A 21,683-nucleotide genomic window follows, 5' to 3' on the forward strand; every position below is an offset into this window, starting at 1 on the left:
CCCACTCAAGGTTGAAAATGCTTTAGGGTTTTAGCTTCTTATTTGCTGAGCCAATGGCATGGCTTTGCCTGAAGGCGGCCAGCGGATTATCAAGTCCGCCCGCAAAGCGTAGATTTTTTTCTCGGTCGGCAAGGTCAATCATCTGCTGGTTGTTATTAAGCTGAATGCGATTCAGGCAAGTGCGGACGAAGCTGTCTTTAAAGAGATCGTATTGTGCAAACTTGTCCGCCAACTGCGGATGCTGCGCTTGATAGTCGCGTACATTGTCTGCCACCAACTCCCAAAATAGCGCTTCGCTCACCGCGGTTTGCTTATCCAGAATTGGCGCTAAGTAACGGAAAATACAGTCAAAAATATCGAGCAAGATATAGTTGAGCTTCATCTCTTCTTCAAGCTCGACCGCCAGGCGTTGCACCTCTTTAGGTAGTGGCTCGCTACCGTTGAGTACTGCGACTTCTTCGCCGATATCCTTCATCAATATTTTGACTGGGATACCGGCATCAAGCACTAAAATCAGGTTCTCGCCATGGGGCATAAACACCAGATCATAGGCAAAGAAAGCGTGCAGTAGCGGCGATAAGTAGAGCTTGAGATAGCGCTTGACCCACTCCTTGGCGCTTAAGCCTGAGTGCTCAATTAGCGCAGTAATAAGTGCCTGTTCTTGATGATCTATGTGTAATAGCGCTGCCATGGTCATCAGGGTTTGCTGTGGCTCAATATGCGGTAGTGGGCTCTCACGCCATAGCGCCGACAGCATTTTCTTATAGGCGCTATCTTGGGTGAGTGTCTCTTCGTAATACCTGTGGTGATAACCAATCGCGGCGATTTCTTTGAGGATCACAAAACCTTGCTCGGCAAAATAGCTGTCGCTTTCGATAAGCTTGGCTACCCAAGCGTTGATCTGCGGGGTGCAGCTCATATACAGCGGCGAAAGCCCGCGCATAAAGCCCATATTTAAGATAGAAAGCGCGGTTTTGACGTAGCATTTTTGCGGCGCACTTAAGTTAAAGAAGGTGCGGATCGATTGCTGAACTTGGTAGCAATCTTGGCTTTGGCCAAGGTAAATAATGTCGCCGCGGGCGATTTCGCCGGCAAAGGTGCGGGCAATCTTTTCGCGCCATTGCCACGGATGAACGGGCATAAAATAAAAGCTATTGGCCGCTTGCCCCAGTGCGCTTAAGTGTTGTTGAAACTCGGTGAACTGTTCACCAAGCTCCTGTTTTAGCAAGGTATCATGGTCTAATCCTTCGAGGGAGGAGAAGGTGGTTTTGTCCTTACGCACCGCAATCCACACTAGCTGAAGCGCGCTGGCACTCTCGGGGGCAAATTGGTAATAGTCCTGCATATCAAAACCAATGCGGCCATTGTTGGCAATAAACACCGGATGCCCCTCGGTCATGCCCGCCTCAATAGTTTGATAATCGGCCTTAGCGAGTGTAGCGGCGGGGATGGCTTGATGGGCCAACTTGTAGGCCTTGCTGTAGAGGGTGCTGGTGATTTCTTCAAGATAAGTGGGCAACAGGGTTTCACTGATGCCAAGCACATTTTTTAAGCTGATTATCAGCCTCATGGCATCGAGGGGTCTTTCAGTGCCCGCACTGGTGACTCGGATAGAATCTGTCGCGATATCAAGGTGGTCGAGCTGATAATGGCGCGCGCTAAAGTAATACGTGCAGTCATTTAACCTGAGCTCATAGTGATTTACCTTTGCGCCTTGGGCGTAAATCTGTGGGGTGATGAGCTTCTCATGGGTAAACTCACAGAGGATTTTTTTCACTAAATGGCGATTGGCTGCCTGCCAATGTTGGGGCGTTAAATGGACGGGCACATGGGCGTAAGAGGGTAAGGCCTCGATATTCGGCAACTCGGTTTGGGCGCATCGTTTGAGTAATAAGGCGTTAGTGGCTAAGTTCATCGGTTCACCTACAAAGTGATAAGGTTAAAAGTGACTGGGTAACAGGACGATTTTTACTCGGCAATTGGGGGGCGGCTTGAGTTGCCGTCTGGCGGCTTTGGGCACTGCAAAAACCTAAAAACGCAGCTTTGGTACTGAGTTGGATGGCTTTTTGGTAGCGGATCCCAATCTGGCAATTTAAGCGGTGAATTTTGTGATTTTGCTGATCTGGCTCGACTACCAGTCGCGTAAACGCGAGGGTTTCAAGGACAAGTTGGGCGATAGCCTCCATCACTTGGCGGGATAAGCCATGAACGGGTTTGCCTTCAATCGGCGCAAGGATTAAATGCATACCGCAATCGAGCGGCTTAACCTGATAGTGCAGGCCAATTTCGTCATGGGAGGGATCGTATAACTCCACCATAAACAGCGGTTTGGTTTGCCATTCACCGATCAGCGAGAGCTTGTGCTCGCTTGGCGCCATCGCTTGAGCAAGTGCATCAAGACTCATCCCCTGCATGCCCCAAAACTTGGCATAGTCTTGGTTAAGCCATGATTGCAGCATGGCAATGTCTTGCTCAAGGTTCAGTGGTTTAAGCACAAACTCATTGATTACAATCTGTTTTGAGAGCAAATCTAAACAGCGTTGGCTCCATTGGCTGGCCATTACAGTGCCTCCTTATTCGGTGCCATTAAGGCCGATGTACTGCCACCAGAAGGGCTTATCCGTAGCACGGTTTGTGGCTCATTACTGGGTTGTTGCGTGGGCTTGGCTGACGGATTTAACTCCTGACAAGGCTTAGAAGACGCAACCGCTGAGTGAGTGTTGCTTTCGACGGGTTGGTTTTTCGCGTCGTTGATGTTGTTGGGGTCAAAGGTTTGGAAGGCGATCCGCGTTTCAATCGGATAGGGGGCGTAACCTAAAACCGCTTGCAGAATGATGGCATTGCGATAGCAGCCCATACCCAAATCGGGTGAACTAATGCCATGGGTATGTAGGCCCGCATTTTGGATAAAAATATCGCCTCTGACATCGATGCCATAGTCACGCTGGATGGCGAGTTGGCCACGATCATCAAATTCGATTTGTGATTTAATTCCTTGAATAAAATCAGGTAAACGATATTGATAGCCAGTGCCTAAGACGACGGCACCTGTCCGTTGCTCGAAGGCATATTCTTGCTCGAGGTGGTTGAACTTGAGTGTCAGCTTGTCGCCCGAGGTGTCGATTGCTGTCAGTGCCACGTTAGTCAGCAGCTGGCATTGGATATCGCTGACTAAACGCTTTTGGTAAAGGAGGTCATAAATATCGTTGATTAGCTCGGCATTGATCCCCTTGTAGAGTGACTTTTGCTCTGCGATTAAGTGATGGCGTTTTTCCGGCGACAGCTCGTGGAAATAATCAACATAATCTGGCGAGGTCATCTCTAGGGTGAGTTTGGTGTATTCCAGCGGATAAAAGCGTGGCGAGCGGGTCATCCAATTTAATTGATAACCATATATTTCAATATCTTGTAGAAGATCGTAAAAGATTTCCGCAGCACTTTGGCCACTGCCAATCACTGTGATAGCACTTTGGCTTTGCAAGTAGGCTTTTTGCCGGATATAGCTGGCGCTGTGCATGACACGCGGGTCTTGAATTGGGCAATTATCGGGTAGATAGGGAGTCGTGCCAGTACCTAATACCAGTTTGCGGCAGCGATAAGTGTGGGGTTTACCACTGCGTCTATCTACTCCCGTAACATGGTAGATGCCTTCACCGGCGTTGTAATCTAATTGTGTGACCTTAAAACTGAATCTCAGATTGGATAGTTGTGTGCTAACCCATTGACAATACTGGTTATACTCATTCCGTGGCAGGAAAAAGTTTTCACGAATATAGAAGGGATACAGCCTGCCAGTTTGTTTGGCAAAATTCAGGTAGCTATAGCGGCTGGTGGGATCGGCCATGGTCACTAAGTCGGACATAAATGGCGTTTGCAGCCGAGAGGCGCTGAGCAACATGCCTGGATGCCAATCGAACTCGGTTTTGGCATCAACAAATAAACAGTTAAAGCCATCAATAGGCTCACTCAGGGCAGCCAATCCGAGATTGAATGGGCCTATGCCTATGCCGAGTAGATCGAAAATCCTTCGATCGTTTTCCTTTTTTGGGGTAGTCACTTACGCCTCCTTGAATTCCTATTAAAACGGTGCAGCCACCATCGACTGATTGATGAGTAGATGAGTGGACCTCTCTACTGACTGTTGCTTTATGAATCATTCTTTTGTGCTGCCGAACAGGAGCTTTACCGCTTGTTTTGCTATTACTCGCTCAGTGCAACGAGGAATAAATTAGCATCATAAAAGTTACAAATGCAAATCATTCTCATTTGTAACTTATCGGATGAGTCGTACTTTTGACTGTTAAATAAAAGGCTGAAATACGGTTTGTCGGTGAGTTGATCAATGGGGAAGAAGGAAGGTCTAAGAGGTGTCTAAATATATCAACAAAAATAATATTTATTTAAAAACAGTTAATTAAGTTGTTTTTTGGTTGGTGAGATTTTGCACTAATTGTTTTTAGTGGCTTTTTAGGAGGCAACGAAAGTATGAATAACTGCTGAGTGTAAATCGACTGTAAATCCGAATTAGTTCGTCAATAAACACTGCTAGTAAGCCATAAAAGATCGGATAAGCAAACGTAAAAGCCATCTTAAAAATGGCTTTTTGTTGAGTCAAAAGCAGGGGGAGAAGTAAAGGCCTAAGGTAATTGCACAAAAGCGGCGGTAAGTTTACGCACTAGGGGCAATACCATCAGCAGAGTCGGGAATGCCACCACCCAAGAGATAAACCATGCGCTCAACCAGAGCTCAACAAATTGTGCTGATGCGCCGACACCATTAAAAGTACTGATCCCAGAAACGATACAACTCATTAAAATAGAAAGAAAAAATGGCATCACAACTGTGGCGTATTTTGCGGGTAACTTTGGTGTACCAAAAATAGTGCGGCTTTTATTTGTTGGTACAGAGTGTAAGCTGGACATGGAAACCTCAACAGGGTGTGACTTAGGCGAAAGAGCTTGCTGATTAGTGCTTAAGATTTACATGTATTTATGTAAACCCAAAGCGCAATCCGTTCGCCATTTTAGGAGCAAAACACGGCAAAAGCTATGGTGATACAGACCGATACTGGTCGTTTTGCGTTGGGTGAATAATCAGAACTAATCGTTTTATCGCCTAGGCTTGCCAATTGGTTGCCCATAATTCCCCAGTAACGTTGACCCAATGACCGCGAGAAATTGGTGAGGTACCGAGTTCATTATCAAAGGGTAGGGTGAAACTTGATTGCAGTAAATACACAGTATCATCAGGCGTTTGGGTGATTTCAACAATTTGTCCCGAGGCCTCAAAGTGACAATTATGTTTGGGGAATTGCAGACTTTGGCGATGTTCAATAATGTCGGTTTGCAAATTTGCCTTGGCTAAACGGCCAAACAGTTCAACCGTCACCCATTGATTGACGGGGAAACGTTGCTTAGCTTGTTGATCATTGCCTTGATAGTAAAACCACACTGGAGCGCCATTATCCCATTGGGCAGCGACTTCACCTTGAAAACCACAGCCCCAAGGTGTGACGTCGAGAATATAGATCCGATACTGCATATAAAGTCCATTTACCATAACAAAAGCGTCGATATTATTTGCGCTATATTAACATTTATCTCGTAAACGCATGAGACATAGATCCTAATATAAGCCTTGGGTTTGACAGTTTTAAGATGCTGTTGATTCTGTGCTAGCCATGGTTGTTACTGCTATGGGGAATATATAAAAAAGGGCCAACTCTGCTGATTTGGCCCTAAATCGGGATGTTATTCAGATGAATAGATTAGGTTGCCGCTTTCATCGCGCGGGTAAAATCGCCTAATGCTGCTAGTAGTTTCACTTCATCCTGTTGATAGGTTTCGATAATTTTCACCACGGCCGAGCCAGAAATTGCACCCGCGGCGCCTGCTTGAATGGCGGCGCTCACTTGAGCAGGCTCTGCAATCCCAAAGCCTAATAGCGGTGGCGGCGCATTAAATGCTTGCAGCTTAGCTAAAATTTCTTCAACGGGCGTACCTGCCTTAGTGTCTGTACCTGTTACGCCAGCGCGGGACAATAGATAGGTATAGCCTTCACCACTTTGGCTGACCTTCGCAAGGGTGTCACTGTCGGCATTGGGCGGCGCAATAAAAATTGGCGCAATGCCATGGGCTTTGGCCGCTTGAATAAATGGTGCAGCTTCTTCAACTGGCACATCGGCAATTAACACTGAATCCACGCCCGCTTGCTGCGCTTTGGCATAAAAAGCATCTATGCCATTGCCGAATACGAGGTTCGCATACAGCAATAACCCAATTGGAAGTTCAGGGTATTTAGCGCGGATCTTGGCCAGCAATTCAAAGCAGGCTGTTGGTGTTGTACCCGCGGCTAAGGCTCTGAGATTTGCGCCTTGGATCACGGGGCCATCGGCGAGCGGATCGGAGAAAGGAAAGCCTAACTCCAGCGCATCGGCACCGTTTTGCACTAAGGTGTCGATAATTTTCATTGACAGCTCAGGGCTTGGGTCGCCTAAGGTGACAAAGGGCACAAAGGCGCCGCGGCCTTCGGTTTTTAAACGGCTAAAAGCGGCGTGATAACGGCCGGCTTGATGAGGGATAGTTTGGTTTGAAATGCTGCTCATCTTAGTTATTCCTCTTTACCGTTTAAAATGTCTGACACAGTGAAAATATCCTTATCGCCTCGGCCTGAGAGGTTGACAACCAAAATGGTCTCTTTGGTGCACTCTTTCGCCAGACGCATTGCATAGGCTAGGGCGTGGGCCGATTCGAGCGCCGGAATAATCCCTTCGCTGCGAGCCAGTAATTGGAAGGCTTCTAGGGCTTCATCATCGGTGGCCGATTCATAGCGGGCACGGCCGATGGCGTTCAAATGGGCATGCTGTGGGCCGACCGAGGGAAAGTCTAATCCTGCTGAAATCGAGTAAGACTCTTCAATTTGGCCTTCGTTGTCCTGCATCAATGGGGCTTTCATACCAAAGAAAATCCCGGTTTTACCATGTTTTAGCGGCGCGCCGTGCATATGGGTATCAATACCTTTACCCGCAGGCTCGACGCCAATCAGCTCAACATTGGCTTCATCAATAAAGTCGGCAAACATCCCGATAGCATTGGAGCCGCCGCCGACACAGGCGATGACCGCATCGGGCAGGCGACCTTCGCGCTCAAGTATTTGTTTTTTGGTTTCTTCACCAATAATACGTTGGAATTCACGCACTATGGTCGGGAACGGATGTGGTCCAGCAGCTGTGCCGAGCAGATAGTGGGCTTTTTCGTAGCTACCAGACCAGTCGCGCATCGCCTCGTTACAGGCGTCTTTCAAGGTGGCAGAACCAGAGGTTACAGGGATAACCTCGGCGCCCATCAGCCGCATTCTAAATACGTTGGGTGATTGGCGGGCAACGTCTTTCGCGCCCATATACACTTTGCATTTTAATCCCAGCAGTGCACAGGCAAGGGCGGTGGCAACACCGTGTTGGCCTGCGCCGGTTTCGGCAATGATTTCTTTTTTACCCATACGCTTAGCCAGTAACGCTTGGCCTAATACCTGGTTGGTTTTATGGGCGCCGCCGTGGAGTAAATCTTCCCGCTTGAGGTAGATTTTAACCATGGGATTGGGGCTTAAATTTCGGGTTAAGGTGAGCGCCGTGGGGCGACCCGCGTAGTTTTTCAGTAAGTCGGTAAACTCGGCTTGGAAGGACTCATCGGTTTGTGCGTCGACAAAAGCACCCTCAAGTTGCTTGAGGGCGGGGACTAAAATCTGCGGTACATACATACCACCGTATTCGCCGAAATAAGGGTTAAGCTTTAACTGTGACATACCTTGTTCCTTATCCTATTTATTTGTTTCGATGGCGGTTTAGGTTAACGCCATCGAGTTTCAATTCTTGCTAGCCTGTGCTTTGCACAGTTTTTTATAAAAGTGGGTCTAGAGTCGTAATTGACTAAATGCCGCTTGGATCTTCTCTGCCGACTTAATGCCAGGGGCGGTTTCGAGGCCAGAGTTAAAATCTAAACCGTAAAACCCTTGAGCATTGGCACGGGCAGCATTGTCCGCATTGAGGCCACCCGCGAGCATGGCCTCGGCTTTATGGGCAATGGGGAGTTGCCAATCAAAGACTTGCCCCGTGCCACCAAAACCTGCGTCATTCTTGCTATCAAAGAGATAACGCTGCACCCCTCTTGGCATAGCAGCAAGTTCGCAGCTTTGAGCATCGACACTGATCGCCTTCCAAATTTGGGTGTTCAGTCCGGCCTGTTGCAGCAATTGGCTTAGCTCGGCAATTTCCAACTCAGTTTCGCTGCCGTGCAGTTGCAGCGCGGCTAAGCCACATTCTTGGGCGATACTCACCATGAACTCAGGCGTGCTATTCACACATACGCCAACAAACTCAATGGCGGGCAAGTTGGCGGCACGGTATTGCTCGACTAACTGTTTGGCGGCATCTTTTGTGAGTGCTCGTGGTGATTTTTCAGCAAAAATGAGTCCAGCATAAACTGCGCCCGCAGTGGCTGCTGCTTGAATATCCTCAAGTCGGGTGAGACCGCAGACTTTATTGTGACCGAAGATCAATTTACGACAGGCTAAATCAATGTCTTCTTCGGCCATAATCGAGCTACCGACCAAGAAGCCATCGACCAATGGACTTAAGCGGCGTACTTGATCGTTAGTGTAAATGCCCGATTCGCTGATCACCACGCGATCGCTGCCGATGTGTGGCGCAAGGGCTTCTGTGGTGGCTAAATCGGTACTTAAATCTCGCAAGTTACGGTTATTTATGCCAATAATTGGTGCATTTAAGGCGATGGCTCGTCTTAGTTCTTCCTCATTACTGACTTCGGTCAATACATCGAGTTGATACTTGGCCGCTTCGCTGGCAAGTTGCTGATATCGCTTATCATCGAGCACAGAAAGCATCAGTAGAATCGCATCGGCGCCCTGATGTGCGGCCAACTTGATTTGATATTCATCAACAAAAAAGTCTTTACACAGAATCGGTTGGCTCACTTTGGCCCGCACTTTCGGGATATAGCCCATGTCCCCTTGGAAAAATTGCTCATCGGTTAAGACCGAAATCCCCGCAGCATACTTGGCATAAATCGAGGCGATGGCTTCGACATCAAAGTCTCTACGGATTAAGCCTTTGGATGGACTGGCTTTTTTGCACTCTAAAATATAACCCGCCTTCGGGGCTTTTAAGGCGGCAAATAGACTACGGTCCGAGATTTTTGGGGTTAAGCTGTCTTCAGGAAAACGCAACTTAAGGGCGGCGATATGGGCGGCCTTAGTATCGACGATACGGGTTAAAACGTTGGCTTTTGCGGTACTGGTTTGCATGCTACCCCTTACATCCTGCGATGCTTGATTATCTTCCGAGCGATGCGCGTCGGGTTGTTGAACCTGTGCCATGGTCATTATTCCTGTGCTTCGCTGCTGACTTTAGCGAGTTGATTCAGTAATTCAAAGGCTTTGCCGCTTTTTATGGTATTGAGCGCAAGGGCGGTGCCGGCTTTGACTGAGTCCGATAGGCCACACAGATATAAGGCACAACCCGCATTGATGGCAACCGCATGGGTGTGGGCATCGCTGCCTTGTCCTTGCAAAATCGATTGCGTGATTTGGGCGTTCTGTGCAGGCTCGCCCCCTTCAAGCTCAGTAATGTGGGCTTGAGGCACACCAAAATCCGCCGGTGTTAATTGATATTCAATAATCTCACCGTCTTTGAGTTCGGCGACCTGTGTGCTGCCATGGAGCGCTACTTCATCTAAACCACTGCCATGTACCACCATGGCTCTTTGCGTGCCAAGGGCTTGCAGTACGCGGGCGATAGGCGTCACTAGCTCTGGGCTATATACCCCAAGCAACATAAATTCTGGGCGCGCTGGGTTAATCAATGGCCCTAACACATTGAATAAGGTGCGAGTTTTCAGGGCTTGGCGCACAGGCACTGCATGTTTGACACCGCCATGGTAGTGGGGCGCAAACAGGAAGCACAGATTGAGTGATTCGAGGCAGCGGCCCGCCAGCTCGGGTGACATAGTTAAATCGATGCCAAATTGGGCGAGTAAATCTGACGAGCCCGATTTGCTCGAGACGGAACGATTACCGTGTTTTGCAACCTTGGCGCCAGCAGCTGCGGCGACAAAGGCGGCAGTGGTGGAAATATTAATGGTATTAAAACCATCGCCGCCGGTACCGACGATATCGATAATCCCTTGGCTACGGCTTGAAGCTGGATAGGGGAAAGGCTTAGCGGCTGCGCGCATCGCATCGGCGGCGCCACTGATTTCGGCAATGGTTTCACCGCGAATTTTAAGCGCCATTAACATGCCCGCCATCACGGTTTCATTCATTTCACCTTGGATAAGGGTGCTAAAGAGGCTGGCGGTTTGCTCGCGTGTTAATGCCTTGCCCTGAAACAAAATATCGAGCAGGGGCTGAATCGATGTTGCATTCATTATTGCGCTCCTGCGGTATTGTGGGCGATGTCTTGAGTCAAAAAGCTTAAGGTTTGGGTTAACAATGTGCTGCCCAAGGTCGTTAAGATGGATTCGGGATGAAACTGAAAACCGACTGCCCTGTGCTCGGCATGCAAAATCGCCATAGGCATATCTTCTGTGGTGGCAATAACATCAAGACAATCAGGTACTTTTGTGGCTACTAAACTGTGGTAGCGGGCGACAGGTAAGGGCGAAGGTAAGTTAGCAAACACGCCTTCACCATTATGGAAGGTGGGACTGGCTTTACCGTGCACGACAAAAGGCGCGCGCTCCACTTTACCGCCGTAATATTCCACCATGGCTTGATGACCTAGACAGATCCCAAGCATAGGCACTTTGCCCGCGACTTTGTCTATTAGCGCCATCATGGAGCCCGCTTCATGGGGCGCACCTGGGCCTGGCGATAAGACTAAGGCGCTAGGCTCGGTTTCCGCCAACAGCTTGTCGGCAATATAGTCGGCGGCAACATCGTTACGGTAGATCACCACTTCACAGCCAAGGCTTCTAAACTGGTCGACTAAGTTGTAGGTAAAGGAGTCGAAGTTATCGAGTAAATAGAGTTTCATCTTAGGCTCCTTATCTTGGTTGTTCAGTCGAAGTGGTCGCAGTTGCTTGATGGCTTTCATCCAAGCCTGCGCCCATCTTGATGGCAGAAATCACCGCCTGCGCCTTTTGGCGCGTTTCATCGGCTTCACTCTGGGGATCGGAATCAAACACCACGCCAGCACCCGCTTGGATATGGGCTACACCGTTTTTCACAAAGGCGGAGCGGATAACGATACATGTGTCCATATCCCCAAGGGCATTGAGGTAACCCACTGCGCCACCATAGCTGCCTCGGCGGGTCTTTTCCGCCTGACGTACGAGTTGCGAGGCGCGCACTTTCGGGGCGCCAACCAGAGTGCCCATATTCATACAGGCTTGGTAGGCGTGGAGTGCATCTAAGTCTTGGCGTAGTTGACCTGTGACGCGGCTGACTAAATGCATCACGTGGGAATAACGGTCGACTTTAAGTAACTCGGCCACTTTGCGGCTGCCGCTTTGGCTGATACGGGCGATATCGTTACGGGCTAAATCGACCAACATTAAGTGCTCGGAGAGCTCTTTTTTATCTAAACGCAATTCGAGTTCGATACGGCTATCGAGGTCGAAATCAATCTCGCCGCTGGCGGTTTTGCCGCGCTTACGGGTGCCTGCAATCGGGTAGACTTCGACCTGATTATTGCTGGCTTCATATTTCAACGCGCTCTCTGGCGAGGCACCAAACAGGGTGAAGTCATGGCCCCTGAAATAAAACATATAGGGGCTGGGATTGGTTAAACGTAGTGCGCGGTAAGCCCCTAAGGTATTTGGGCAGGGCAGGCTAAAACTGCGTGAGGGCACCACTTGGAAGATATCGCCCGCAATAATGTGTTCTTTTAAATCGATAACGGTTTGTTTAAAGGCCTCATCACTGATATTGACTTGCTCAGTCGCTGTTATCCCAACCAGCGCGGGCGCAGGTTCTATATCATTGGCTAAGGTTTGGCAGTCAGCGCTAATGTGGCTAGCTCGTTTGGCTAAGGCTTGGGTCACTTCAACCAGTTTTGCAGAACCTTCACTAAAATTGTGGGTGATGATTTCGGCTTGTTTCTGCTTGTGATCAATAAGAATTAAGGTTTCGGCAAGATAAAATAAATAATCAGGGCAATCATTTGCACCATTTGGTGCTTTAGGCAGTGGCTCCACTGTATCAATCAAATCGTAGGAAAGTACGCCACCTAAAAATAAGTCTTCGAATGCTGGCGTCTGACCACAGTCGATATGTTTAACAAACAAGCGTAAACCATCAAGTGGCGAGGTGGACTTTAAGCGGGCATCTTCGTCCTTAAGCTCAGTGTCTTTTTGTAGCGTGACCACTAAGTTGTGGCCATCGCGTTGGCATTGAGTTTGGCTTGAGCGAGCACTAAAAAATTGCTCGATGGGGGCAAGTAAACTGGCACCATTGTCGCTCAGTGCGCTAAAGCGTAAACAATACCCGTCGCAGCGGATCATCAGCGCCGCATGGGTCATCACCATGCTCTTAAGATTTTCCTTGCTGTTTATTTCTGCTGATTCCAACAACATGGTATGGGGCGCATCTTGAGTGATGTGTTGGTACAAACGCAGCGGATCGCTATGGTATGCCAAGGTGGCCTTGATCGTATGTGAACGTGCAAATGTCTGCGGAGGTGAGGGGAAATTCCCTCCGTCGGCTTGGGTAACCTGATTAAATGTCTTTAGGGTCATGCTGTTATCTCGCTTTTATCCGTTTACCGCGTTGCAGACATTTTTCGCACCAACAAAAAAGCCCGCATTTCTGCGGGCTTTTGTTGATTCTGTTACTTTCAAATGAGCACAGAGCTTCACACCACCCGCTACGTTGGGAAGTGCCACCACCAAATGATGTTGAAAGAAGCGTTAGTATGGGTCATTCAAAAGGGTCTCAATAATTCGTTAGTTGAGCTATAGAAAACATGAGCCTGAGGCGAAAGTCAATTGAATATTTTTCAAAATGATGGATTCATGTGGCTAACTCACTGTGTCAAATGCGGTTCCTGCTGGATAAAGTGTGAGATAAATGCACATTTCATCTTAAATTAACGTACAATAACGGCATGAATACTCAAAGCATCTTGGCTGACTTGCACAGCCACACGACCGCATCTGACGGTCATCTCACGCCGTCCGAGCTGGTCGCCAGAGCCCTTGAAAAGGGCGTGCAGTTATTTGCGATAACGGATCACGATACGGTTGCAGGCTTAAGTGAAGCCCGCGCCTTCAATCAAGCGCAGACCGAACCGTTAAAGCTGATTTCTGGGGTTGAGATTTCAACCCGATGGAATAGTTACGATATTCACATTGTGGCGCTCAATTTTGATGAAACCCACACAGAGTTATTAACGTTTTTAGAAAACCAGCGTGACTTACGTGAGCTTCGTGCCGAAGAAATCGGCCATCGATTGGCTAAAGCCGGGATCGAAGGCGCCTATGAAGGCGCAAAAGCAATTGCGGCAGGCGCAGCGTTAAGCCGTGGTCACTATGCTCGTTGGCTTGCCGATCACGGTTATGCGGTGGATATGCCCAGTGTATTTAAGCGTTACTTAGCCCGTGGTAAGACGGGTTATGTGCCCAATAATTGGGGCGATATGGCCAGCGCAATTAAGGTGATCCACAACGCGGGCGGGCTCGCGGTATTGGCACATCCGAGTGGTTATAAGCTGTCTGCCAAGTGGTTAAAGCGTTTAGTGCGAGAATTTAAAGAAGCAGGCGGGGATGCCATGGAAGTGGTGCTCGGCCAGCAAACGGTGGATGATAGGGCCAATTTAGTGGCGCTGAGTGTCCAAAATCAGTTGCTTGCATCGATAGGAAGTGATTTTCACTTTCCAAGCAATTGGATTGAATTAGGTAAAAATCTCTACCAGCCTCAAGGTATTGATTGGGTCTGGCAGTCGGGATCTTGGATGGAACGACCATGAGTCAATTTTTTTATGTACACGAAGTAAATCCACAGACACGTTTGATTAGTCAAGCCGTGGCTGTGCTGAAGTCCGGCGGCGTAATTGTGTATCCAACCGATTCGGGTTATGCCCTCGGTTGCATGATCGGTGAGAAAGACGCAATGACGCGCATTACTCGCATTCGTCAAATCGAACACGATCATAATTTCTCGTTAATGTGCCGTGACTTATCTGAATTAGCGACCTACGCCAAGGTGGATAATCAGGCCTATCGCATCCTAAAAAGTTGCACGCCAGGGCCGTACACTTTCATTTTTAAGGCGAGTAAGGAAGTGCCCCGTCGTCTGCAAAATGACAAGAAAAAAACCATTGGTATCCGCGTGCCAGACAATGTGATTGCCTTAGCACTGCTCGAGGCGTTAGATGCGCCGTTGATGTCGACCAGTTTAGTGATGCCAAACGCAGAATTTGCCGAGTCGGACCCTGAACATATTCGCGACCTGTTAGAGCATCAAGTGGATGTGATTATTCATGGTGGTTATTTAGGTGAAAAGCCAACCACTGTCATCGATATGTCGGAAGATGGGTTCGAAGTCCTGCGTGAAGGCGCTGGGGATGTGACTCCGTTTCTGTAAAATCAGGTTTGTCTCAGCGATAGTGTATGGCAGCGTATGTTAGCCCGATAAAACCGTCATTTGGCAGTTTTATCGCCATTAAATTACGGGTATAATCGCGCGTTTGCGAAGAAGCGAGTCAACTCGATTTAATGAGACTGATACTGTTTGCTTGGGAATGGCGGTTTCAAGGTGATTGTTTTACATGGGGATAGCGGATGCAGGGCACGCAACAAAGTTTACCCTTAGCCGTTGTTCGTGGTCAGGCGATGACCGAAATGCCGCAGGATTTGTTTATTCCACCTGAGGCGTTGGAAGTGTTCTTGGAGTCCTTTGAAGGGCCGCTAGACTTACTTTTGTATCTGATCCGTAAGCAAAAATTAGATGTTGTCGATTTACCCATTTCTCAGATCACCGCGCAATATTTAGAATATATCGCGATGCTCACTCAGGCGCGTATTGAACTGGCCTCGGATTATTTGGTCATGGCGGCTACACTGGCTGAGATTAAATCCCGTCTGCTGCTGCCGCGTATGGTGGCGGAAGATGAGGTGGAAGAAGATCCACGGGCCCAGTTGATCCGTCAATTGAAGGCCTATGAGGTAATCAAGGAAGCCTCGCAAAAAATTGATGATTTACCTCGGCTTGAACGCGATGTGTTTCAAGCAATCGCGGCACCTTCACCGAATATCAAACCTTTGGTGATTCCGCCTGATGTATCGTTATTTGAAATCGCCCGCGCCTTTGGCGAGGTGCTTAAACGTATCGATGCCAATGAAGATCATCATGTTAAGCGTGAACAGTTATCGACCCGCGAGCGCATGAGCCAAATTTTAGCCATGCTTAATAGCGAGACGTTTACGCCCTTTGAGCGTTTATTCAGTGTCGAAGAAGGCCGCGCCGGTGTGGTGGTGACCTTTTTAGCGCTAATGGAATTGGTCAAAGAATTATTAGTGGAATTGTACCAAACAGAGCCGTTTTCAACTATTTATGTAAAGGCCTATTAATTGATGCAGATAAATCCAATTCAATTAAAACAGCTTATTGAAGCGAGTCTGTTTGTATTGGGGAAACCCTTGTCGGTGAAAATGTTGAAAGAAACCGTGTTGGCGGATTTCAGTGTTTCCAGAGACAAAATCAAAGCCGCATTGGACGAGTTGCAACAGGATTATCAGGAACGGGGTGTTCAACTTGTGAAAGTGGCTGGAGGTTATCGCTTCCAGACCTTGGAAGTCCTGAGTCCGTTTTTGCAACCCCTGTGGCAGGAAAAAGCACCTAAGTATTCGCGGGCAACATTAGAGACTCTGGCGGTGATCGCCTATCGTCAACCTGTGACCCGTGGCGATATTGAGCAGGTGCGTGGTGTGGCCATTAGTAGCCACATCATCAAAAGTTTGTCAGATAGACATTGGATTAAAGTCGTTGGCCATAAAGAAGTCCCGGGGCGACCCGCACTCTACGCCACGACCTTAGAATTTTTAGCCTATTTTGGCTTAGATACCCTCGCGGATTTACCCGCGCTTACGGATACTGAGTCATTGCAGGCGGTATTTTCGGGTTTGAAAGTAACGCCTGAACAGTCAGAAGAGCAAGATACTAATGAGTGAAAAATTGCAGAAAGTCTTGGCCCGTGCAGGCCATGGCTCCCGTCGTGAGATGGAGGCATGGATTGCTGCAGGCCGAGTTAGTATTGATGGCGTGATTGCCAATCTTGGCGATCGTATCGAAGCTGATGCAAAAGTACGTATCGATGGTCGAGCCATATCGCTCAAGTCTGCCGATGATGTGATTTGCCGCGTGCTGGCCTATCACAAACCCGAAGGTGAGATTTGTAGCCGTAAAGACCCTGAAGGTCGTCCAACTGTGTTTGATCGCTTGCCTAAAGTGCGTGATTCGCGCTGGGTTGCGGTAGGCCGTCTGGATATCAACACTTCAGGCCTATTGCTGTTTACCTCTGATGGTGAACTGGCAAACCGTTTGATGCACCCGTCTAACGAAGTTGAACGCGAATACGCGGTTCGTACCTTTGGTGAAGTACCAGAGGCTGCGGTACAACGTCTGCGTACCGGCGTGATGTTAGAAGACGGTATGGCGCAGTTTGATGCCATTAAAGCCGCGGGTGGTGAGGGTATGAACCAATGGTGGCACGTGTGTTTACGTGAAGGCCGTAACCGTGAAGTGCGCCGTTTATGGGAATCCCAAGAGGTGCAAGTTAGCCGTCTTATCCGTGTGCGCTATGGTATGGTGGAATTACCTAAATCTTTACCCCGTGGTGGTTGGATTGAATTGCCAATTGAGCAAGTTAACTACCTGCGCCAATTAGCGGGCCTTGAACCTGAAACTCGCACTATGCTGGCTGCAGATAAACACAGTGTGGCCCGTGCGCAGGTGAAGAGTGCCAAAATTCGCCGCGCTGTACGTAAGCATAAAGTCACCTCAACGGGTAAATCGAAGCCAACGCGTCAACGTAGTTAATCGGTTTATGTTACCCAGTTAAAAGGCCGCTTGCGGCCTTTTTTGCTTTCTGTAGCCTATGGTTATGCTATAACAAGCCTAAAGATGACGAGGAGATGAACCATGGAATTAATATCGGTCAAGCGAATTTGGGCGCAAGGTGAGCATAATGCTTTTACCGATCTGGTGTTATACCAAGGGGCATTATTTTGTGTATTTCGAGAAGGCTCTGCTCACGTATCTCCTGATGGCGCTTTACGTATTCTTTGCTCCCATGATGCCGGGGAAAATTGGCAAAGTGTGGCGCTGCTGACTTCGGCTCATGCTGATTTACGGGATGGCAAATTAATTGAATTTCGAGGTGAGTTGTTGCTATTGGGTGGTGGTACTTTGCACAATAAATCAGGTTTACAATCCTATCTTTGGCGCTCAAAGGATGGCGTACATTGGTCCGAACCGCAGGCGGTAGCTGATAAAGGTTACTGGTTATGGCGTTTAACTGAGCATCAAGATGCACTTTATGGTGTGGGATATCGGGCGGGGCCTGATGGAGATACCCGTTTCTACAAAAGTGACGATGGACAGCTCTTTAAACCTTGGATGCCTGTTTTTAACGACCAAGGTTATGTAAATGAAAGTTCGCTTGTATTTCACCAAGGGAGTTGTTTTTGTTTATTAAGGCGCGATCCCGTGTGGAGTGACGAGTTTTTAGGTTTACTGGGTCACAGCTTGCCACCTTTCAAGCAATGGACTTGGCAAACACTCGATAAACGCATCGGTGGGCCAGTGCTGTTTGTCTATCAATCCCGTTTGATGGCGGTTGTACGTCTTTATGAAGGGAACATTCGCACTGCACTTATTGAAATAAATCAAGATACGGGCGCTATTCATGAGAGGCTCACGTTACCTTCGCAGGGCGATACTAGTTATGCTGGCATTGTTCTGAAAGGTGATCATCTTTGGGTGAGTTATTATTCAAGTCACGAGCAGGTATCGGTTCCCGATAATATTCAAGTCCAAAGTGATAACTTGCAAGAGAAGTCTAAAACAATGATTTACTTTGCTAAAATTAGACTCAGCGACTGAGTAAAAGTAAAGGGAACCATTCGGTTCCCTTTACTTTTATACCACAGCGTTTAGTGAGCCTTACTTACTGGGCATTGAATTGCTGACCGTTAATATCGCTAGAGTCCTGTCCCATTAAATACAAGTAAGTCGGCATGATTTCTTCGGCCGTTTTTAAATCGAATGGATTTTCGGCAGGGTATGCTTTAGCACGCATTTCGGTGCGCGTTGCGCCTGGGTTAATACTGTTCACGCGGACTGAAGTGCCATCACATTCGTGGGCGAGTACCTGCATCATGCCTTCGGTGGCAAATTTCGAGAAGGCATAGGGCCCCCAGTAGGCGCGGCCCTGACGACCAACACTGCTGGAGGTGAAAATAATCGAGGCACTTGGTGCTTGGCGTAGCACTGGCAGTAATGCCTTGGTTAGCATCACTTGTGCGGTGACATTGACTTTAAGTACATCTTCAAGTGAAGGAATATCGATGTGTTCAAACGGACCTAGGGCGCCGAGTAAACTGGCATTATGCAGTAAACCATCTAAATGGCCGAACTGTTCGCTGATCGTGTCGGCCATATCACGGTAGTTTTGTTCGGTCGCACCTTTTAAATCCAGTGGCACAATGGCTGGCATCGGATAACCCGCTTGCTCGATAACATCGTAAACGGCTTCGAGTTTTTTAACGGTTTTACCGAGTAAAATCACCGTGGCGCCATGCTTGGCAAATTCGATAGCCGCCGCGCGACCAATGCCTGCTCCTGCACCAGTGACTAAAATAGTTTTACCTTTAAGTAAATCTTTTGCTGCTTGATATTCCAACATGAGCCTTTTATTCCTCTTGGCGAAAATGCCCGCCACTTCTAGAGTCGCTGAACTGCTAAACGCATGTTTCAAACAAATGAATGAAACTTTGTTATAAATAGCTAAAATCTTTGTGACAAACTTGTGGCTAACTCAATATTTTTACGTTAACTTGAAATGAGTTAGGGGCTAACATAAGCCCTATTAGTCATAGCTTTTGCGCTATTGTGACTAATTTCTTGGGGAAAACAAAACTATTACAACAAGATTTGGGGAAAAAAAATGAAAAGACTCATTTTGTGTGTTGCGATTGCATCAGCACTGGGCCTCACAGGATGTGGCGAGGACAGTTATAACGAACTCAAGGATAAGACGGAGCCGCTCATCCCTGAATCCCGTATGGTATTCGACCCTGCTAACTCTAAAGTTCCTTTGCCAAATGACCTCCTGTTCAGCGGCACTAAGGATGGTACTTTATCTATACCGGGTGAAAGTTCTGGTAATTATACCGATCCTCAGATTGCACTCGGTGCATTAGATGGATGGTCAACTACGTCGCCCATTTCAATTGATATCGATTTAGCAAAAGATCATGATGGCACCCAGCTCACCCTGATGGCGGCATCTGTTGCCCAGCCTGGCGCGGTAAGAATGTTTGAGGCTACCGTGGGGGGCGCTTTGTCCTCTGATCCTGAGTGTAAAGCCAAACCGTCAGTATCAGCTTGTAAAGTAGGGGCTGAATTACAATTTGGTGTGGACTTTGTTTCTACTGCCTCAGGCAATAAAGTCGTCATTATTCCACTAAAACCGCTTAAAGCGGGTCAGTCTTATATTTATGCGACCACTAAGTTAATTCAGGATTCAGAGGGACGCGGCATTGCCCCTTCAACAACCTATGGTACGTTGAAGATGGATATCAATACGCTGCCTCTAGAAACGCCAGATCAACTGATGTTGCAAACCTTAATCAATAGTTATGAGAAGGGGATAGCAGCTGCACATAATGTTGATACTTCAACCATTACCTACTCTGGCTTGTTCACTACTCAATCAGTCGCAAATGTTTATGAAACCACAAAACTGTTGATGGCAAGAGGCGCTCCCTATGCACCTAGTTTTGCACAAATGCCTACTCCTACTGGGTTAACTGTGGCTCAGGCTGCGGGATTAAAACCAGCAGATGGTATGGCTTACGTGGTTTCAAATTTAGCGGATGTCTATACTGCAAAAATTAAATTGCCAATTTACGGTGATTGTTCTTCTGTCAGTTGTTTATCTGCAGAAGGTAAACCACTAATAAATGGGAGTTGGAAAGCCCAAGGCGATAGCCCCGTTTCTGTGCTATTAGCGCTGCAAGCGGGCACCTTAAGTCAAACAAACTTTGGTATGCAGGCTGTCGCTAATGGTATTGCTAACCCTGCTGATGCATTAGCTAATCCTTCGCTAATGGCAGGTAAAACCTGGCTATTAGACGATGGTACTGCGGTTGATAAAACCAAACATTTGACCAAATTTAACCCAATCCCTGCGATTAAAGGTTATGAAACGGTACCTGTACTGATTTCTATGCCTAATGCCACTAAACTCGCGGCCTTCTATCAGCAGCAAGGCTTAACCTTTACACCACCAACATCAGGCTGGCCAACCACGATTGCGCTGCATGGTTTAGGTGGCGGTAAGGAAATGTCTTTAGCTTATGCGGGTTCTTATGCGGCCATGGGCGTGGCAACGGTAGCTATCGATATGCCTTTACATGGTGCTCGTTCATTTGATGCCAATGGGGATGGTATTTACGAAGTTTCGGCAACCGATCCCTCTTTTGGCAATGTGATTGGTACTCCGGATGCCTTTAAAAATGGTAACCCGTTAGTCTTTGTCAATATCTCAAGCACACTTTCTGTGCGAGATAACTTCCGTCAGGCAACCATGGATCACCTTGGCGTGCGTTTAGCCTTAACTGGCTTCGCACAAGGGCTTGCGCAGGCTAATCAACCACAAGTATTTGATGTCTCTAAGATCAGTGCGCAGGGGTTAAGTTTAGGTGCGATTGTGGGAACCGATTTTGCTACCTATGCCAGCACGGGGATGAGAAATCCAACCACGGGTGAAGCCTTACCTAACCCTTATGTGATTAATGCGGCTTCTTTGGTTGCTCCTGCTGGTGGTTTAGCAGGCGCTTTTGCCGGTTCAGCCACCTTCGGTCCCGTACTGTTTAATAATGTCACTGCTTCGGCGACATTCAAAGCTTTAGTCGATAAGGCTAATACGGCAGGATATGAGCCAGGCAGCCCTGAATATGCGGCTTTAGTTCAGGCGGTTTACGCGCAATTTATTCCTACTTTTGCCTTTGCTGTGCAAACGGCGGTGGACTCAGCAGATCCGGTTAACCATGCTGGCATGTTAAAAGCAACAGGATTACCTGTGCACTTAATTGAAGTCGCCGGTGATGGTAATGGTAACTTAGCGGATCAAGTGTTACCTAATAGTGTCGATAACTTCCCATTATCAGGTACTGAACCGCTGATCTCTGCAATGGGTTTACCTTGCGTCGATGCTACGACGAAAGGGCTTGGTGTGGTGCGTTTTGCCAAGGGCCATCACAGTTCTATTGTTGACCCAAGCGAGAAGAGTTCTACAGATGGTATGGCAGCTGCGGCAACGGTAGAGATGCAGACTCAAGTAGCCACCTATGCATCGACTGCGGGTAAAGGTGAGGCCACTATTTACGTCACCGATCCAAGTGTGATCGCGACTTGTCCTAACTAATCCGAGTTAAATCCTAAAAACC

General features: G+C 48.0%; 19 protein-coding genes and 1 other annotated feature. Of the genes, 7 read left to right on the forward strand and 12 right to left on the reverse strand.

The features are described from left to right. Positions 1-22: 22 nt before the first annotated feature. The 11 genes from JM642_RS07535 to JM642_RS07585 form a co-directional block, all read right to left on the reverse strand. A complete protein-coding gene (locus JM642_RS07535) occupies positions 23-1,915 on the reverse strand; it encodes an IucA/IucC family siderophore biosynthesis protein (RefSeq protein ID WP_203433340.1) in 1,893 nt (630 codons plus the stop codon). Positions 1,916-1,919: 4 nt separating this feature from the next. After that, positions 1,920-2,561: a GNAT family N-acetyltransferase gene (locus JM642_RS07540; RefSeq protein ID WP_050991358.1), complete on the reverse strand. Its 642-nt coding sequence runs from the start codon at positions 2,559-2,561 to the stop codon at positions 1,920-1,922. Continuing rightward, positions 2,561-4,057, reverse strand: a complete 1,497-nt coding sequence (locus JM642_RS07545; RefSeq protein ID WP_203433342.1) for a SidA/IucD/PvdA family monooxygenase — start codon at positions 4,055-4,057, stop codon at positions 2,561-2,563. The genes JM642_RS07540 and JM642_RS07545 overlap by 1 nt, the downstream gene beginning before the upstream one ends. 580 nt (positions 4,058-4,637) lie before the next feature. Beyond that, on the reverse strand, positions 4,638-4,922 hold the full coding sequence (locus JM642_RS07550) for a DUF2798 domain-containing protein (protein ID WP_037428620.1): 285 nt from the start codon (positions 4,920-4,922) through the stop codon (positions 4,638-4,640). Positions 4,923-5,115: 193 nt separating this feature from the next. Next, a complete protein-coding gene (locus JM642_RS07555) occupies positions 5,116-5,541 on the reverse strand; it encodes a hypothetical protein (RefSeq protein WP_037420023.1) in 426 nt (141 codons plus the stop codon). A 226-nt stretch (positions 5,542-5,767) separates the two neighbouring features. Then, positions 5,768-6,604, reverse strand: coding sequence for a tryptophan synthase subunit alpha (gene trpA / locus JM642_RS07560; protein ID WP_203433344.1), 837 nt, complete (start codon positions 6,602-6,604; stop codon positions 5,768-5,770). Between the two features lie 5 nt (positions 6,605-6,609). After that, positions 6,610-7,800, reverse strand: coding sequence for a tryptophan synthase subunit beta (gene trpB, locus JM642_RS07565; RefSeq protein ID WP_037428614.1), 1,191 nt, complete (start codon positions 7,798-7,800; stop codon positions 6,610-6,612). A 108-nt stretch (positions 7,801-7,908) separates the two neighbouring features. Further along, positions 7,909-9,318: a bifunctional indole-3-glycerol-phosphate synthase TrpC/phosphoribosylanthranilate isomerase TrpF gene (gene trpCF, locus JM642_RS07570; protein WP_231640426.1), complete on the reverse strand. Its 1,410-nt coding sequence runs from the start codon at positions 9,316-9,318 to the stop codon at positions 7,909-7,911. A gap of 77 nt (positions 9,319-9,395) precedes the next feature. Beyond that, entirely contained in the window at positions 9,396-10,439 is a 1,044-nt protein-coding gene (trpD, locus tag JM642_RS07575; protein WP_069455224.1) for an anthranilate phosphoribosyltransferase, read from the reverse strand. Further along, entirely contained in the window at positions 10,439-11,047 is a 609-nt protein-coding gene (locus JM642_RS07580) for an aminodeoxychorismate/anthranilate synthase component II (RefSeq protein WP_037420014.1), read from the reverse strand. The genes trpD and JM642_RS07580 overlap by 1 nt, the downstream gene beginning before the upstream one ends. A gap of 10 nt (positions 11,048-11,057) precedes the next feature. Further along, entirely contained in the window at positions 11,058-12,749 is a 1,692-nt protein-coding gene (locus tag JM642_RS07585) for an anthranilate synthase component 1 (protein ID WP_052183955.1), read from the reverse strand. A gap of 52 nt (positions 12,750-12,801) precedes the next feature. Continuing rightward, positions 12,802-12,907, reverse strand: a sequence feature (Trp leader region). A gap of 210 nt (positions 12,908-13,117) precedes the next feature. Between JM642_RS07585 and JM642_RS07590 the strand changes: the two genes are divergently transcribed. The 6 genes from JM642_RS07590 (at position 13,118) to JM642_RS07615 (ending at position 18,114) form a co-directional block, all read left to right on the forward strand. Continuing rightward, positions 13,118-13,978, forward strand: a complete 861-nt coding sequence (locus JM642_RS07590) for a PHP domain-containing protein (RefSeq protein WP_037428606.1) — start codon at positions 13,118-13,120, stop codon at positions 13,976-13,978. Next, the gene (locus JM642_RS07595) at positions 13,975-14,595 is read left to right on the forward strand and encodes an L-threonylcarbamoyladenylate synthase (RefSeq protein WP_037420004.1); all 621 of its coding nucleotides are present in this window, start codon (positions 13,975-13,977) and stop codon (positions 14,593-14,595) included. Before JM642_RS07590 ends, JM642_RS07595 begins: the two co-directional genes overlap by 4 nt. A gap of 197 nt (positions 14,596-14,792) precedes the next feature. After that, positions 14,793-15,581, forward strand: coding sequence for a ScpA family protein (locus JM642_RS07600; RefSeq protein WP_037420001.1), 789 nt, complete (start codon positions 14,793-14,795; stop codon positions 15,579-15,581). A 3-nt stretch (positions 15,582-15,584) separates the two neighbouring features. Then, positions 15,585-16,181, forward strand: coding sequence for an SMC-Scp complex subunit ScpB (gene scpB / locus JM642_RS07605; RefSeq protein ID WP_037419998.1), 597 nt, complete (start codon positions 15,585-15,587; stop codon positions 16,179-16,181). Next, on the forward strand, positions 16,174-17,049 hold the full coding sequence (rluB, locus tag JM642_RS07610; protein ID WP_037428604.1) for a 23S rRNA pseudouridine(2605) synthase RluB: 876 nt from the start codon (positions 16,174-16,176) through the stop codon (positions 17,047-17,049). Before scpB ends, rluB begins: the two co-directional genes overlap by 8 nt. A 102-nt stretch (positions 17,050-17,151) precedes the next feature. Next, entirely contained in the window at positions 17,152-18,114 is a 963-nt protein-coding gene (locus tag JM642_RS07615) for an exo-alpha-sialidase (protein WP_203433346.1), read from the forward strand. Positions 18,115-18,178: 64 nt separating this feature from the next. Here the strand turns inward: JM642_RS07615 and JM642_RS07620 are convergent, their stop codons facing one another. Then, positions 18,179-18,916, reverse strand: coding sequence for a YciK family oxidoreductase (locus JM642_RS07620; protein ID WP_037428600.1), 738 nt, complete (start codon positions 18,914-18,916; stop codon positions 18,179-18,181). A gap of 261 nt (positions 18,917-19,177) precedes the next feature. Here JM642_RS07620 and JM642_RS07625 point away from each other — a divergent pair, with 261 nt between their 5' ends. Beyond that, positions 19,178-21,661, forward strand: a complete 2,484-nt coding sequence (locus tag JM642_RS07625; protein WP_037428598.1) for a VolA/Pla-1 family phospholipase — start codon at positions 19,178-19,180, stop codon at positions 21,659-21,661. Positions 21,662-21,683 lie beyond the last annotated feature (22 nt).

The sequence above is a fragment of the Shewanella sp. LZH-2 genome (assembly GCF_016859145.1).
GTDB classification, from domain to species: Bacteria; Pseudomonadota; Gammaproteobacteria; order Enterobacterales; family Shewanellaceae; genus Shewanella; species Shewanella xiamenensis.